General features: G+C 41.0%; 14 protein-coding genes and 1 other RNA gene. 8 read left to right on the plus strand and 7 right to left on the minus strand.

What is annotated here, in order from left to right:
- Positions 1-85: 85 nt before the first annotated feature.
- Both V7K50_RS18390 and V7K50_RS18395 read right to left on the minus strand, forming a co-directional pair.
- Complete coding sequence (locus tag V7K50_RS18390; protein ID WP_334962453.1) at positions 86-352, minus strand: Txe/YoeB family addiction module toxin; 267 nt, start codon at positions 350-352, stop codon at positions 86-88.
- Positions 345-599: a type II toxin-antitoxin system Phd/YefM family antitoxin gene (locus V7K50_RS18395; RefSeq protein ID WP_334962454.1), complete on the minus strand. Its 255-nt coding sequence runs from the start codon at positions 597-599 to the stop codon at positions 345-347. The genes V7K50_RS18390 and V7K50_RS18395 overlap by 8 nt, the downstream gene beginning before the upstream one ends.
- 257 nt (positions 600-856) lie before the next feature.
- On the opposite strand from V7K50_RS18395, the gene ssrA reads away from it, so the two are divergent.
- Positions 857-1,246, plus strand: a transfer-messenger RNA (tmRNA) gene (ssrA, locus tag V7K50_RS18400).
- Between the two features lie 69 nt (positions 1,247-1,315).
- Here ssrA and V7K50_RS18405 read toward each other — a convergent pair.
- Entirely contained in the window at positions 1,316-1,861 is a 546-nt protein-coding gene (locus tag V7K50_RS18405; RefSeq protein WP_334962598.1) for a shikimate kinase, read from the minus strand.
- A 228-nt stretch (positions 1,862-2,089) separates the two neighbouring features.
- Between V7K50_RS18405 and V7K50_RS18410 the strand changes: the two genes are divergently transcribed.
- Complete coding sequence (locus V7K50_RS18410) at positions 2,090-3,568, plus strand: DnaJ domain-containing protein (protein ID WP_334962456.1); 1,479 nt, start codon at positions 2,090-2,092, stop codon at positions 3,566-3,568.
- A gap of 295 nt (positions 3,569-3,863) precedes the next feature.
- Positions 3,864-4,619, plus strand: coding sequence for a hypothetical protein (locus tag V7K50_RS18415; RefSeq protein ID WP_334962458.1), 756 nt, complete (start codon positions 3,864-3,866; stop codon positions 4,617-4,619).
- Between the two features lie 159 nt (positions 4,620-4,778).
- Here the strand turns inward: V7K50_RS18415 and V7K50_RS18420 are convergent, their stop codons facing one another.
- Together V7K50_RS18420 and V7K50_RS18425 are read right to left on the minus strand one after the other, a co-directional pair.
- On the minus strand, positions 4,779-5,612 hold the full coding sequence (locus tag V7K50_RS18420; RefSeq protein ID WP_334962460.1) for a metallophosphoesterase: 834 nt from the start codon (positions 5,610-5,612) through the stop codon (positions 4,779-4,781).
- Between the two features lie 223 nt (positions 5,613-5,835).
- Positions 5,836-6,669, minus strand: coding sequence for a metallophosphoesterase (locus tag V7K50_RS18425; RefSeq protein WP_334962462.1), 834 nt, complete (start codon positions 6,667-6,669; stop codon positions 5,836-5,838).
- Between the two features lie 314 nt (positions 6,670-6,983).
- Between V7K50_RS18425 and V7K50_RS18430 the strand changes: the two genes are divergently transcribed.
- Together V7K50_RS18430 and V7K50_RS18435 are read left to right on the plus strand one after the other, a co-directional pair.
- Positions 6,984-8,153, plus strand: a complete 1,170-nt coding sequence (locus tag V7K50_RS18430; protein ID WP_334962464.1) for a DUF262 domain-containing protein — start codon at positions 6,984-6,986, stop codon at positions 8,151-8,153.
- Between the two features lie 6 nt (positions 8,154-8,159).
- Entirely contained in the window at positions 8,160-9,212 is a 1,053-nt protein-coding gene (locus V7K50_RS18435) for an MAE_28990/MAE_18760 family HEPN-like nuclease (RefSeq protein WP_334962466.1), read from the plus strand.
- 172 nt (positions 9,213-9,384) lie between these two features.
- On the opposite strand, the gene V7K50_RS18440 is transcribed toward V7K50_RS18435, so the two are convergent.
- Together V7K50_RS18440 and V7K50_RS18445 are read right to left on the minus strand one after the other, a co-directional pair.
- Positions 9,385-9,657 (minus strand): GlsB/YeaQ/YmgE family stress response membrane protein, encoded by a 273-nt coding sequence (locus V7K50_RS18440; RefSeq protein WP_334962468.1) that lies wholly within the window; start codon positions 9,655-9,657, stop codon positions 9,385-9,387.
- Between the two features lie 456 nt (positions 9,658-10,113).
- Complete coding sequence (locus V7K50_RS18445; protein ID WP_334962470.1) at positions 10,114-10,398, minus strand: hypothetical protein; 285 nt, start codon at positions 10,396-10,398, stop codon at positions 10,114-10,116.
- 265 nt (positions 10,399-10,663) lie between these two features.
- On the opposite strand from V7K50_RS18445, the gene V7K50_RS18450 reads away from it, so the two are divergent.
- From V7K50_RS18450 to V7K50_RS18460, 3 genes are all read left to right on the plus strand, one after another.
- Positions 10,664-11,296: a bifunctional 4-hydroxy-2-oxoglutarate aldolase/2-dehydro-3-deoxy-phosphogluconate aldolase gene (locus V7K50_RS18450; RefSeq protein ID WP_334962472.1), complete on the plus strand. Its 633-nt coding sequence runs from the start codon at positions 10,664-10,666 to the stop codon at positions 11,294-11,296.
- A gap of 113 nt (positions 11,297-11,409) precedes the next feature.
- Positions 11,410-11,925: a L,D-transpeptidase gene (locus tag V7K50_RS18455; protein ID WP_334962474.1), complete on the plus strand. Its 516-nt coding sequence runs from the start codon at positions 11,410-11,412 to the stop codon at positions 11,923-11,925.
- A 550-nt stretch (positions 11,926-12,475) separates the two neighbouring features.
- Complete coding sequence (locus V7K50_RS18460) at positions 12,476-13,000, plus strand: L,D-transpeptidase (RefSeq protein WP_334962476.1); 525 nt, start codon at positions 12,476-12,478, stop codon at positions 12,998-13,000.
- Positions 13,001-13,029: the final 29 nt, after the last annotated feature.

The raw sequence follows: 13,029 nt of genomic DNA on the forward strand, positions 1-13,029 counted from the left end.
TAAAAGCTAGCGATTAGCTATTTTTAGTTTTGAAGATGGGCATCTTGCCCGCATCGCATATAAAAATTAAATCCGCAACAGCTTATCAATCAAAATAGTGGTATCGAGAAGCAATAATTGTTAAATACTCATCATCGACCGCATAAACTAACCGATTCGTATCATCAATTCGCCGCGACCAAAAGCCTGCTAGGTTCTCTCTCAGGGCTTCTGGCTTTCCGCTACCCTCAAACGGTAGTCGGATTATTGCCTCAATGAGCTTGTTAATTCGTTTTAAGGTTTTCTTGTCTTGTCCTTGCCAATATAAATAATCGTTCCAAGCCTCATCTGTCCATGCTAGCTTTCTAGTCATCCAACAAATTTCGCTCCACCATTTTCCCTTGCTTGAACTGAGCAATAGAACGCTCCAAATGAGTGGCATTAGCGGGAGACTTAAGTAAATGCACAGTCTCCAGCAAACTATCAAATAACTCTAGCGACATCACTACGGCATCCTCCGCATCCCGTCTGGTGATGATGGTATAGTCGGCATCTTCCACCACTCGGTCTAAAACAGCCTTGAGGTTATTTCTCGCTTCGCTAAAAGACACAACTTTCATTTGCTTGATTATTGTACTGTTTATTGTACAAGTATAGCGATTCAAAAATATATTCAGCAATCCCAAGCAATTGCAAAATCAATATCTAAAGGCTTTTCGTGGTTATGAAAAAACTTGCGCCTACGTAATGACGATCACCCCTAACCTCGTGACACAAAAAGACGTGCTACTTCACAGGCAAAATCAGACAGTTTAATATTTCTTTCTCATCTTGTGACACGTTTCCCTAACAGCAAACTATAATATATATAGCGCATGGGTCCGTCACGGTTTCGACAGGTTGGCGAACGCTGCTCTGTGATGCAGGTCGAGAGTGAGTCTCCTCTCGGAAATCAAAGGCTCGAAAAAAAAGTAAATGCGAACAACATCGTTAACTTTGCTCGTCGGGAAGCTCTAGTAGCTGCCTAAACGCCTCTTATAGGTTCGAGCGTCTTTAGTTTGACTCCGTTAAGGACTGAAGACCAAACCCCAACGGATGCTCTAGTAAGCGTTCTCTGGTTGGCTTGCTGGCTAAGATTAAATCAGAGCATCCTACGTTCGGGATAATGAACGATTCCCGCCTTGAGGGTCAGAAAGGCTAAACCTGTGAATGAGCGGGGGGTCAATACCCAATTTGGACAGCAGTTCGACTCTGCTCGGATCCACTGAGAATAAGTAACAAATCCACCAAACACTTTCATGTTTTGGTGGATTTTGTTTTATATTTCCCATCCCCATTAATGAGAAACAGGTTTTTTGAGGACGCTAGGAATTTCCTCAAGTACTCGCTTGGCAATGTCTTCAGGTGTATCTCCCTCTCCCACGGGGATTCGCAAATCGGCTTGGGAGTAAAGTGGTATTCGTTCTTCGAGGAGCGATCGCAATTTCCCTTGAGGATCAGGATCTTGCAACAGTGGTCTTGTGCTATCCTCAGCTAATCGGCTGTAAATTAGCTCCACTGGCGCATCTAGCCACACTATTAAACCGTGGTGCAAGTAACCCCAGTTTTCTCGCCGCAGTACAATACCCCCACCGGTTGCGATAGTCAACTTTGTAAAAGCACAAACTTGTGCCAACACGTCGCTTTCTACCTGGCGAAATGCTGCTTCTCCTGACTCGGCAAATATTTGATTAATAGATTTACCTGTTGCTTGGGCAATGACATCATCCGTATCCACAAATCCATAGCCCAATTCCTTTGCTAGTAAGCGCCCTACTGTCGTCTTACCAACGCCCATCTTGCCAATTAAATAGAGGTTGACTCCTTGTAATAAGCTGCTCACCAGTTGCTTCGCTCCAATTATGAGTGCTGAGTCACAGTTTCTAATTATAAACTCAAGGCGATCGCACTCTGGATACTTACAAAGCGATCGCACTTGATTATTTTCAGAGCAATCTTCCCTACTGCGTGTTGCTTCAAATGGCGACATCATACCTGGAGTTAGATAGTACTTATGCTTGGGAATACTAAGTGTAGTAAGATTTGCTACTGATTTTTTAGTATTCCTTGTATGAGCGATCGCTTTGACATAAATCATGTTTACAATATTCTGGGATTAAAACCGGGTGCGTCTGTTGACGAGGTTAAGCAAGCTTACCGCCAGATGGCTAAGACTTGGCATCCAGATTGTTTTCTTGAACCGCACCAAAAGCTAGAAGCGGAAGAAAAAATCAAAAAAATTAATCAAGCTTATGCGACGTTAAAATCTTATCAGCCAAGTAAGATAAATCAATCTGCTTCCACTTCGAGCAAAATTGATTTCACTCCATCCAATGCTGAAAGTTTCTACAAACTGGGCATGCAGAAAGCTCAAAGAGGAAAATATACTGAAGCAATTGAAGACTTTAGCCAAGCGATTCGTCTCAACCCCAATTACTTTGAAGCTTACAAATACCGAGGGCTTGCTTGCTTAAAACTAGGATATGAAAATAGAGCCAAGTCAGATTTTAAAAATGCTGAAGAACTGGAACTGAAAAAAGCAGCACCTAAACCTACATCGCCACCGCCAAAGCCAGCAACGCCATCAGCAGCACCTAAATCTACATCGCCACCGCCAAAGCCAGCAACGCCGCCACCACCACCTGAATCACAGTCTCAACCTTCACCGTGGAAATGTGTACACACCCTGAATCATCTGAACTGGGTTTTTACAACTGCAATTAGTCCAGATGGGCAAACTCTGGCTAGTGGAAGTAGTGATAATACTATCAAGATTTGGGATCTCGACACAGGTAAATTACTACATACTCTCGCTGGACATAAAAAATGGGTAAGATGCCTAGCCTTTAGCCCAGATAGCCAAACTCTGGTTAGTGGCAGCGATGACAGTAGTATGATGATTTGGCAAGTGTCTACAGGTAAATTACTTAACACCCTCAAAGTACATTCAACCCCAGTTTTTTCTGTAATCATTAGTCCAGATGGTCAGACTATTCTGAGTGGCGGTAGAGACACCACTATCAAGATTTCCCATATAGACATGGGACAATTGCTGCACGTCCTCAAAGGTCATTCTTACTTGGTTTACTCCCTTGCCATTTGCCCAAATCAGCAGATTTTAATCAGTGGTAGTGCAGACAATACCATTAAGATGTGGAATTTGAAGAGTAGAAAACTGCTGCAAACTCTCAACGGGCATTCAGGTTACGTGACTTGTGTGGCCATTAGCCCTGATGGACAAATTTTAGCTAGTGGCAGTTATGACCAGACTATCAAGTTATGGAACATTAATACAGGTAAGCTAATTAACACACTTGCCGGACATCATAATTATGTTTGCTCGCTCGCTTTTAGCCCCGATGGCCAGCATATTGCTAGTGGTAGTGCAGATCATACTGTGAAACTATGGGATGTTAACAGGGGACAAAATCTTTACACTTTGGATAACCACTCAGATTGGGTTAACTCTGTGGTTTTCAGTCCCGATGGCAAAACCCTTACTACTGGTAGTCGAGACATGACTATCAAGCTTTGGCGATGCGATATCTAAGGACAAATTAAAAATTTAGATGATTTGGGTAAATTTCTAGATTGTTTTATCAAAACATCATCTGACAGCTTAATAACATCCATCTTTGGGATACTCTTTCTTAAGATTAAGTATTAACTCCCTAGAGATAGAGTCACTTGCTGATCACAGAATTTATACTGGTGATTACCAAAGATGAAGTAGCAAATAAAACTCATTCTTAACAGCAACATACATTTTTCGACTCATTAAAACCTTTTGTTATTACAAAGCTTTAGTTTGTCAATATCCTATTTGAGGAGTGAAATCAACACCTATGTCTATTTCCAATGAACACGAAAGCAAAAACAGTGAAGTCAAGCAAGAATCTTACACTGATACAAATGGTAATGCTCACACTGACTTGACTCGAACTACTGAAACAGTCAAGAACAGCACAGCTAATCCCAACTCTTACACTAACGGTTACATACAAGGTCGAAATACTGAGCGTAGCAATCAGCAAGCTGATTTAGCCGAGCGTGATAATAACAATGCTAGTGGTGGTTTGCTGTTGGGTATTATCGTTACTTCCCTGGTTGGTTTGGTTATAGGTGGGGTTTGGTACTTCAACCAGCAGAATAACGCCGCCGTTAACAATACTGTGCCGGTCTTGGTTCCTGTACCGAGTAAGAGTAATCCAACCCCTAGTGCATCTTCTCAACCACAAAGGACGATAATCGAAAGAACTAGGGAAGTACCTGTTCTTGTTCCTGTTCCACAACAGCAAGTTATACCTCCATCTGCACCTCGCCAACCGAATATTAATATTACTATTCCACCCCAACAGCCTGCGGCAGAAAAAGCACCTTCTGTAACTCAACCAGCCCCGAAAGCAGCAGAAAGTCCGGCGACGGGCCAAACTAGTAATAATAATAACAAGGGTGATAGTTCTACTAATACTGTCGCTCCAGGTACGAAAAGTGATACCTCTAAAACCACTCCACCTCAAGGAGTAGACCAGTCAAACAGTACATCTAATAGCGGTTCTTCTACCGCAGGTGATACTACTCCAGGCGGTTCTGCTCAATAACAGCTTCTGAACTTTCAGCCCACTTGATTAATGCTGGCATTCACGCCAATACATAACAAGTGGGACAATTTTTAAGCAATATTTTGGAATTATTGCGATAAATTAAGCCCACACTGACCTGACGTTACAGTGTGGGTAGTTCACACCAATGACCAATGACTAATGACTAATTAAGGTAATTACAGTCACTTCTGGCGGACAAAATAAACGTCCTGGGCGATAAGTTCCTAAACCACGATTGACATATAGTTGATTTTCTTCCACCTTGTGAAACCCTTGCGCCCATTCCCAATATCGCACCACTTTCGAGCAGTCTCCGAAGAAAAATGTTACCCAACGCCTTAATTTTTTGGGAATTTGTTTGAGTAGCTTTTTGTAATAGAGTACTACCGGTCCAACGCCCGGAATTACAATGTGGCCACCGTGGGTATGACCAGATAGTTGCAAATCTACACGCCATCGTTGCAATATCTTGGCTGTATCTGGGTTATGAGATAAAACAATGCGGGGTGTAACAGAGTCTAGTTGATTCATGACTCGTGCGGGGTAAAATTCCTGTGACCAATAATCAGCTAGTCCTACAAGTGGTAATTCTTTTCCGAGTGGATAGGCGATTTCATTCCAAAGCACATGCACCCCAATGCTAGTTAACGCCTGCGTAACTTCTACCTTGGAGTGGCTGTAATAGATATCGTGGTTCCCAAGTACGGCGTAGATACCACAGCGACTTTGCAAATGCTTGAGTCGAAGCACCAATTGGTGAATCGGCGTGGGATCGTCAGTTACGTAGTCACCAGTTAATAGAATTAAATCTGGTTCAGCTTCGTTAGTAAGTGCGATCGCTCTTTCTAGCATATCTTCCGACAGTCGCAAACCATCATAGTGAAAATCTGACAACTGCACTAACGTTGTACCTTGTAAAGATGCAGGAAGTTCTGCAATCTTAACCGTTATTTTATCTACTCTTAAATGTCCCGTAAACAACCAATGCATAAGCTAACCGATACTCCTCATACCAGCGCTTACAGCTTACCAAAAATAAAAATGTAACTTGATAAAATGCAATAATTTATGTCATCTACTCCAGATAAAATTAATTGATTGATTTAAATTATGTTATCTGATGAAACTAAGCAGGTTTTGCCTGAGTTTGCAGGTACTTATTAGCCAGAATACCTGCTATGATTGCGTTATTTTATTTTCAATTTGGAATGACTTACTCACTTTGTAGCGTGATTATAGTAACTTCTGGGCGACAAAATAAACGTCCTGGGAGGTAAGTTCCCAAACCACGATTGACATATAGCTGATTTTTTCCTACCCGATGGAAACCCTGCGCCCATTCCCAATGTTTGACTACAGAAACATCTACTTGTAAAAAGGGGATTCTACGCCGCACTTTTCTGGGTATTTTTTCCACAAGCTTTTCGTAAAACAACGCCACGGGGCCAATTCCGGGAATCACGATTTGACCACCGTGAGTATGACCAGATAATTGTAAATCGACTCGCCATGCTTGTAATATCTCTGCCGTATCTGGGTTGTGAGATAAAACGATGCAGGGTGTGTCGGGGTTTAGCTGGTTCATAACTGGTACCGGATTAAATTCCTTTGACCAACTATCCGCTAGTCCGACGAGTGGTAATTCTTTTCCTAGTGGATAGGCAATTTCGTTCCAAAGAACGTGAGTTCCAATACTAGTCAGGGCTTTGGTTATTTCTGCTTTTGCGTGTTTGTGATAGAATATATCGTGGTTGCCAAGAACAGCATAGATACCACTGCGACTTTGCAGATGTTTGAGTCGAAGTACCAGTTGGTGAATCGGCATCGGATCGTCAGTTACGTAATCACCAGTTAATAAAATTAAATCTGGTTTAGCTTCGTTAGTAACTGCGATCGCTTTTTCTAGCATATCTTCCGACAGCCGCAAACCATCGTAGTGAAAATCTGACAACTGCACCAGCTTTTTACCTTGTAACGATGCAGGCAATCCTGCAATGTTAACCGTCAACTTTTCTGTACTCAACGGCCCAGATAACAACCAGTGCATAAGACGTTCAATAAACTTTAATCATAGCGCTTACAGCTTAACGAAACATTGTCGGATTGTGTGTAGCGACCAGTGCAACTTGTTGAAAATTTCATGAAATCTGTAGGTTATAGCGTATTTATACTTGCCTAAGTCAATGCATATCTGCTGTTGACTGACATCAAGGTGCATTAGATACCGGCTAGTGCTAGTTCCCCTAAAACTGCTTATAAAATAAAATCCAACATTATAAAACTTTGTCGCATAATAAAGCGCTAGGCTATATTCAGCTAGTTTAATATGGGATCACGCTGTCCTTGTAGAGGATGTAGTCAATGCAACTTGCACCAACTGAAGAACAGATGTGGAAAGCATCAGCCTTCCAGAACCGCACCCAAATGTCTGATAGTGAAATTAACGACAAGTATGAGTCTGGTGACCAAAGAATACTCACTGAAATGAACCGTGAAAAGCTTCCGAGTTTTGTCGAAGCACTAAAGAAGCCTGGGTATATGGATGTGCGCCCTTTTTACCAAAGAAGAGATCGGTGGGATGAAAAGATGCAATCACGACTTATCGAGTCGTTTTTGATCAATATTCCTGTTCCTCCAATTGTTCTTTACGAGAAGGAGTTTAACTTTTATGAGGTAATGGATGGTCAACAGAGAATTACGGCTCTTCGGGATTTTTATGAAAATCGTCTCATATTAACTGGATTAGAACTTTGGCCAGAACTCAATAAACGTACTTATGCTACTCTTCCTACAAAAATTAGAGCAGGAATTGATCGTCGCTCCATATCATCTATAGTTCTGATTACAGAGTCAGCATCTAATCCTGAAGAAGCAATGCTTTTAAAACAGCTTGCTTTTGAGCGTTTAAACACTGGTGGTATTGCACTAAGTCAGCAGGAGGTACGTAACTGTTTGTATTATGGCAAGTTCAATCAGCTATTACTTGACCTGGCAACTAATTCTATATTTGCAGAGGCTTGGGGAATTCCCTTAGACAGTAAATTAAAACTCGTTCAAAATAATTTATACAAAAAAATGGAAGATGCCGAATTAGTTCTTCGCTTTTTTGCCTTACGCCATGTCAATGAGTTCCGTAGAGGAATGGAGGGATTTCTTGACCTCTATATGATTAAGAGTTTGAAATTTTCTGATGAAGATATCGAGATCCTAAAAAATATTTTTATCAAAACTGTAGATTTAGCGCACAAAATATATGCAGAAAATTTATTCAAGCCTTTTGATCCCAATACTGACACTTGGAAGGATAGTGCTTATAAAGCATATTATGATGCTGTTATGGTTGGGTTGAGTAGACATTTGGACGAAGCTGATATTTTAGTCGAGCAGAAGCCAAGAGTAATCGAAGAGACAAAAAAGTTGTTTAGAGAAGACAAATCAAAACTTTTTACAGGTGCTGGAAGAACCAAGGCTGATATCCAGAAAAGAATCAGATTGTTCGATGATATGCTGTCTCAAATCATCGCCGAGTAAAGAGCGATGTTTCAAAACATTTTAATGACAGTAACAGTTAATATTTCTACTGTTCGTTCCATTATCAAGACCAATGAGCGGCTGAGAGAAATTTCATTTGGATCAGGTGCTGTAATAAAGCAAGAATGGCATGAGGGAACCGAATTTATCCTTGGCACACTAATGCAGGATATCCCCAGAGTAAAAGAGTGGCGAGTTTACGATCACTGTGCTGTAGTAACGCGGTTGTACGCAATTTATGAGCGTTTTGTCGAAGACTTAGTTAGCGATTGGTTAGTACTGCTACCAGAATTGTTTCCACGTTATTCAGATTTAGAAGAAAGAATACGAAATACTCATCAGACAGGCGTTGGAAGATTGCTGCTTGATCTGAAGAAAAACAGATATGAACACCTCTCTCTTGAGGAAGTTATTCGTGGGTTATTTCATGGAGCTACTGGTGAACAAGATTATGAGATATTACCAGATGCATTTCTCTTTCATGAACAGAACTTACGTAGAGAACCATTAGAGAAAATGTTGACAGAAGCAGGTATACCAAAGTCATGGGGCTGGGTAGAAAACCATAGAGCCGTCAAGTATTTTTTAGAAGAAATTAGAGGAAATCAAAACACTGCGGAAGGAGAGCTTAATGAATTAATTAGCTATCGAAATGACGCAGCACATGGATTTCCTGACGATGTTCTGGGTTCCAATGCACTATTAGAATTGTGTGATTTTGTCGAGACTTTGTGTCAAGCACTTGCTGAGTTGGTCACTTATAAGGTTGTTGAGCGCAAAAAATCAATAGGTCAAGCTAAAGAGGTTGGTAAAATTACTGAGTGGGTTAAGAAGCATGAGGCTTGGGTAGCAAAGGTTGAGGAAACGTTTTTATCAATTGGAAGTAGTATTTTTCTAGTTAGTGAAAGGTCATCTTGCTGTTATTTAGCTACTATTAAGAGCATTCAGATTAATAACATTTCGGTTAACGACGTGCAAACAACTATGGGAATGGAAGTTGGGTTGAAATTTGATGTGGATGCTAAAAAAGGGTTTCGCCTATATCAATTACACCTTTGAAATGGGGTTAATTCAATCAACTCTGCGCTAATCTTGATTATTTTACAACAAAATAATCAAAAAAATAACGCCTACCCGTAATTATGGTGACGCTATTTTTTTAATTTAATTCACAGTTAAAAATAGTTAGGGTTGGCTGAATCTTTCTCATGGATTCACCGCAATTTTATTTTTATACAGCACTGCGGTTATTTAACAAGTTCCACAAGAAAACTGCAACAATTGCACCAAGGACTGCTACCGCAACACCTGGAATGCTAAAAGTAGGAGCTGCTAGAGCTAAAGTTCCCGTACTGAAGAATACACCTAAACTACCGCCAACGAAAGCACCGATAATTCCTAATAATATTGTTCCTAGAATCCCCCCACCTTGATGACCGGGGTAGATAGCTTTTGCGATCGCACCAGCAATTAGACCTAAAACAATCCAAGCAAGAATATTCATTGTTGTTAAGTTGGTATACGTTTTTCACTTACAAATATATATTAACTATGTTTATTGCTGACTCCATCTACCATCAGAATTAATTAAGAATATCCATAAGGAATAGTTTAATTATTACTAGGTTTTTTGATATAAACCACGTCTATTTTGAAACCCGTAATTCTTGGGTGATGAAAAGGATTTGCCCTCATCCCCCAACCCCTTCTCCCAAATTTGGGAGAAGGGGAGCGAATTTCAAAATCCCTCTCCCAAGCTTGGGAGAGGGATTTAGGGTGAGGGCGAAAACTACAGTTCTCAATTTCGATAATGTTTATAACCCAATTGAGGTAGATAATCAATTAAAAAAAAGCTCCTAGTAGGTCTTTAACTAGGAGCTGATCAAACTATTGCTTGGTAATTGCAGTATATGGCTTTTTAATTAGCTCTCTCCTCTACTAGAAGAATTAAGCTGAGTTTTCAAAGACTGTCTCTAAAGTAATGTAAAGAAAGCAAAATCAGGCGATTGAGACGATGGCTGATAAATGGGAATAGTCTGCGGTAAGACCAATGCATACTTAGGAAAATCAGACTTACCAAGGTCAGCAGCATAACGCCCAGAATCGTTGTATATGCCTTAGTGTGCCACCAAAATCCATTTGCACCAAGTCGTACAAGCTTCCACAGGTTGCCTATATCCACGCTTTCGGAATCATGAAGAGTGATTGATAAGGATGCTGCTGTGTTTTTTCCTACAATTGTCATTTTAATTACTCCTTTATACCCAAACACTGAGGCCTTTAATTAAAAATTACGGTAAGCCGATAGATTTACTGTTGTTTATGTACAATATCTCATAGCTTGATGCAAGAAGCAAGTTTTAAGGGGATTGGGGACTTGTACTGAGCGACTTGTGCCGAGCGAAGCCGAGGTAAGCCGAAGTATTGAGGACTGGGTATTAGTATTGAAAATTAGGTGTTTACTAGAGTTAAAACTATTCTCTAGTCCCAATTCCTAGTCCCCAGTTAAAATGCCTAATCAAATTTGGTTATCACAGTTGCAAAAACACCGAGCGATCGCAGTCATCCGCGCCCCTAAAATTGAAGTGGGACAGCAAATGGCAATGGCTGTAGCATCTGGGGGAATGCAGCTAATTGAGATTACCTGGAATAGCGATGGCGCTGGGGAATTAATCAGTCAACTACGCTCAAAATTACCAGCCTGTATCATTGGCACTGGTACGCTATTTAATGTGCAGCAGCTAGAAGAAGCGATCGCATCTGGTGCCCAATTCCTCTTCACACCCCACGTTGATCTGAAAATGATTCAAGCAGCCCAAGAACAAAATGTGCCTATCATACCAGGAGCGATGACTCCCACCGAAATTGTTACCGCCTGGAGTCAGGGTGCTAGTTGTGTAAAAGTGTTTCCCGTGCAAGCAGTGGGAGGGGCTGATTATATCAGAAGTTTGCAAGGGCCACTGGGTCAGATTCCCTTAATTCCGACTGGCGGCGTGACTCTAGAAAATGCAAAAGAATTTTTGCAAGCCGGAGCGATCGCTGTCGGTTTGAGCGGTGAATTATTTCCCAAAAAGCTTGTCACAGAAGGAAATTGGCCAGCGATCGCAACTCAGGCAAAAAACCTCATTCGACAGTTAGGTTAACTGAGAATCAAATCATCAAAACTTCACGTCTATTAAAGTAATAGATAGGGAAATAAAAGTGAAACCTGATAAGTTTCTCAATACCCCATGATTTGAGTGTGAGTGTATCTAAAATGAAAAGACTGATTTATTCTGACTGGGTGCGTCGCTTACAAATACTCCTCACTGGTACAGCACTGTCCTTAAGTGTTTTTACTACTACTGGAACGAGTGAAGTTTGGGCGAATTCCAAAGATCAAGTAATTGCACAAACAATCCAGACATTACAACAATCGGATCAGCGCTGGATTCAAATTAATCTTTCCAAGCAGCAATTAATAGCTTGGGAAGGTGACAGAGTAGTTTATGGAAGTGCTATTTCCTCTGGCAAAAAAGCCACTCCTACCCTTGTTGGTACTTTTAAGATTCAATCCAAATTCAAAACTACGCAGATGCGGGGAGAAGACTACAATGTTCCCAACGTTCCCTATGCGATGTTTTACCAAGGTAGTTACGCTATTCACGGAGCTTACTGGCATAAGAAATTTGGTACTCCAGTGAGCCACGGCTGTGTGAATATCTCACCTAAACACGCAAAATGGCTATTTGAGTGGGCATCGGTAGGGACACCAGTAGTCATCACAAAATAGTAGTTGAAGCAGCTAGAAAGCAGTTTAAGCAAAATCCGAAATAACAATAAATCAAGACAATTAAGTAATTCCCAGCATAAAATCTTGCTGGGAAGCTTCGGAGTCGGAATTACTGAACTTGAAATAAAATATAGAAGAGGGCATTCAACGATTTGCCCAAAAAATAAGCGTAAATCCTGACGATGACTGTGTGAAATTACAAATGCAAAGATGAATTGGGGAAAGTTTGCATTTAGGCATTTAAATGAGAGATTTTTTGTATTGGACTTGTCTTGAAAAGTATTAGCGGATCTAACTTTTCACGTTGTATGGAAAAGCTAACGATTAACCTAACCCCCTTACCGATGCGGTAAGGGGGAAAATTCAAAGTCTCTCTCCTTCTAGGAGAGAGAAATAGAAGTGAGGTTTTCCACATACCGTGAAAAGTCAGATTAGCGGATGAATTGCGTAAATCCTCCACAGAAAGTGAGTAGTCAACCTGGAAATTTGTAATGTTCCAGAAAATTACTTCGCTTCATGATTTTTTGCGTAGTTTAGAAGGTGAGGCATAATGCAAACTTGGATTCGCCGTGGTGGGATTTGTTCTTCAGGAACTTTTTCTTTTTGTACAGGCGTGGCGCTGATGGTGGTGACAATGTTCTCTTGGTCATCACCGCTAACAGGTACACCCAACTCGACTACAGCAACAGCCACATCACTCGATCAAACTAATAATATTAGCCAACCTCGCTGGATTGAGATTGACCTGTCAGAGCAACGGTTACGGGCATGGGAAGGTAATAAACTGGTTTATTCATACCGCATTTCTGGAGGTAAGCGATCAACCCCTACACCCCTAGGTAGATTTCGGATTAATTCTAAGTATCGCACTCACCGGATGCGAGGCAAGGACTACAATATTCCTGATGTTCCTTACACAATGTATTTCTACAGAGGTTATGCTATCCACGGTGCTTACTGGCACAAGCGTTTTGGGACTCCAGTCAGCCACGGTTGCGTGAATTTACCTGTTCAGCAAGCTCGTAATCTTTACAACTGGACTTCAACGGGAACTTTAGTAGTGGTGCGGAAATAATTCGTAATTAAGAGTTGCAATTCTTCCTT

Source organism: Nostoc sp., from assembly GCF_036917135.1.
Classification (GTDB): domain Bacteria; phylum Cyanobacteriota; class Cyanobacteriia; order Cyanobacteriales; family Nostocaceae; genus Nostoc.

Bases quoted from the DNA above. Each gene is read 5' to 3' on its own strand.
- V7K50_RS18440 (WP_334962468.1), bottom strand. From the start codon at position 9,657: ATGAATATTCTTGCTTGGATTGTTTTAGGTCTAATTGCTGGTGCGATC.
- V7K50_RS18450 (WP_334962472.1), top strand. From the start codon at position 10,664: ATGCCTAATCAAATTTGGTTATCACAGTTGCAAAAACACCGAGCGATC.
- V7K50_RS18420 (WP_334962460.1), bottom strand. From the start codon at position 5,612: ATGCATTGGTTGTTTACGGGACATTTAAGAGTAGATAAAATAACGGTT.
- V7K50_RS18435 (WP_334962466.1), top strand. From the start codon at position 8,160: ATGTTTCAAAACATTTTAATGACAGTAACAGTTAATATTTCTACTGTT.
- V7K50_RS18430 (WP_334962464.1), top strand. From the start codon at position 6,984: ATGCAACTTGCACCAACTGAAGAACAGATGTGGAAAGCATCAGCCTTC.
- V7K50_RS18415 (WP_334962458.1), top strand. From the start codon at position 3,864: ATGTCTATTTCCAATGAACACGAAAGCAAAAACAGTGAAGTCAAGCAA.
- V7K50_RS18390 (WP_334962453.1), bottom strand. From the start codon at position 352: ATGACTAGAAAGCTAGCATGGACAGATGAGGCTTGGAACGATTATTTA.
- V7K50_RS18445 (WP_334962470.1), bottom strand. From the start codon at position 10,398: ATGACAATTGTAGGAAAAAACACAGCAGCATCCTTATCAATCACTCTT.
- V7K50_RS18395 (WP_334962454.1), bottom strand. From the start codon at position 599: ATGAAAGTTGTGTCTTTTAGCGAAGCGAGAAATAACCTCAAGGCTGTT.
- V7K50_RS18410 (WP_334962456.1), top strand. From the start codon at position 2,090: ATGAGCGATCGCTTTGACATAAATCATGTTTACAATATTCTGGGATTA.
- V7K50_RS18455 (WP_334962474.1), top strand. From the start codon at position 11,410: ATGAAAAGACTGATTTATTCTGACTGGGTGCGTCGCTTACAAATACTC.
- V7K50_RS18460 (WP_334962476.1), top strand. From the start codon at position 12,476: ATGCAAACTTGGATTCGCCGTGGTGGGATTTGTTCTTCAGGAACTTTT.
- V7K50_RS18425 (WP_334962462.1), bottom strand. From the start codon at position 6,669: ATGCACTGGTTGTTATCTGGGCCGTTGAGTACAGAAAAGTTGACGGTT.